We start from the raw sequence: 1,377 nt of genomic DNA, 5'->3' as shown, positions 1-1,377 counted from the left end.
TAACGGCGTATCTTACACGCCTTTACGATCATCTTGTCGAAAAGTCCGCGCGAGATCTTAGATTCGGTCATTATGTTGAAGTGTTTAGTTTGGATGCCGATCTCGGTGTCGATGCAATGAACGATGTAGGATGCACCTTCAGCCAAATCTTCCTTCGAATAGGAGCCGATATCCTCCGTGTTTGCTCCGTGGTCAGCCTGGTGGCCAGTCATGAATATGGCATCGACCCTGGCTATAACAGATTTCAACGCAGTGTCGGCATTGCGCCTTAGAAACTGCCGAAGAGTCTGGTCCAGGTGGTGAATCGGAGTGGCGAGATTGGCTAGCGCCTTCACCGATGCAAGATATGTGCGAACCTCCTGAGACAAAGGCAACTCCGCGTCTGCCTGCTCAAGAGCGGCTAAAACGTCCAAGAGGCTCTTCACCTTGTAGCCATACTTCGAGCTACGAAAGGCCCCCGAGGTTCCCAGAGCCTCTCTCGTGATCGACTGATCGCAATAGAATCCGAGCACAAGCCAGTTCACCGCTTGCTGCGTCTTGCCGAGCGCAATGGCCTTCAAAGCGAGGTCGCCGACCTGGTAGAGTTCCCGCCGCAGCACGTGACGCAGTTCGAGCTTGTCTAGGGACCCCAAGGTCGGGAGCCACACCTCGGCCGCCAGTAACTTGGGGCAGACCAAACCGAGGCGGTCTTCAAGGCTTCGTTCTTGTGCCATCTAGCAGAGTATCCCAGACCAAAGGTTTCCAGTCCCGCCGATATCACCTGAATGGCGATACGCCGTCGGCAATTCCGGTTGCCGAGCAGAAGGGAGGCGCTCAACTTATGCGTGGCTGCCAGAAGCATTAGCAAAGTCTAAACAGAGATCCTCCTGACAGTCCGGGAACTCCAGTTTCACCGATATGGTTAATCCTGATCTGCTAGCGACACCAGATCGTATCGCCTGCTACGTTGCTGAAACTGTCACTCTTCAACTTCATTTTCGATGGACGGCCTTGGCCTCGACCTTGACTTCGATCCGATTTAGGGACGAATTCTACCGGGGGGAATTGGCATGAAGCGACCTTTTATTTCGTTGAGGATCGACCAGCTTGAGACGATGCTGGAAAAGGCCACAGCGAACGGAGACAGTAAGGCTATCAAGGCCATCGCGAGTGAGGCAGCAGTCAGGAGTACCGCTCGGGCGGGAAAGCTACTGGTCCGTGCCAAATCTGCACTCGATGTCAAGCAGGCGGATCTTTTCGAACAAGCCCCCAAAGCCTCCAAAAAACAGCCCGGCGTTGTGCATGCGAAGGCTCCGGCCAAGCGAGGGAATCGCAAACCCACCGCGGAGCAGGAACAGGCAATCGACGCCTTCCACTCTGGCGGATCGCTCCGCATCA

The 1,377-nt window shown here is 54.9% G+C and carries 2 protein-coding genes; one reads left to right on the top strand and one right to left on the bottom strand.

Going from position 1 to position 1,377, the window contains the following annotated elements:
* On the bottom strand, positions 1–713 hold a 713-nt coding region (locus AC4FWB_RS34135; protein ID WP_491030604.1), incomplete at its 3' end, for a hypothetical protein.
* A 336-nt stretch (positions 714–1,049) separates the two neighbouring features.
* On the opposite strand from AC4FWB_RS34135, the gene AC4FWB_RS34130 reads away from it, so the two are divergent.
* A partial coding sequence (locus AC4FWB_RS34130) for a hypothetical protein (RefSeq protein WP_491030603.1) occupies positions 1,050–1,377 on the top strand: 328 nt, incomplete at its 3' end.

The organism is Mesorhizobium sp. LEGMi-168a, from assembly GCF_058312955.1.
The sequence above is the reverse complement of the archived record's forward strand: the minus strand, read 5'-3'. Positions and strand labels throughout refer to the sequence as shown.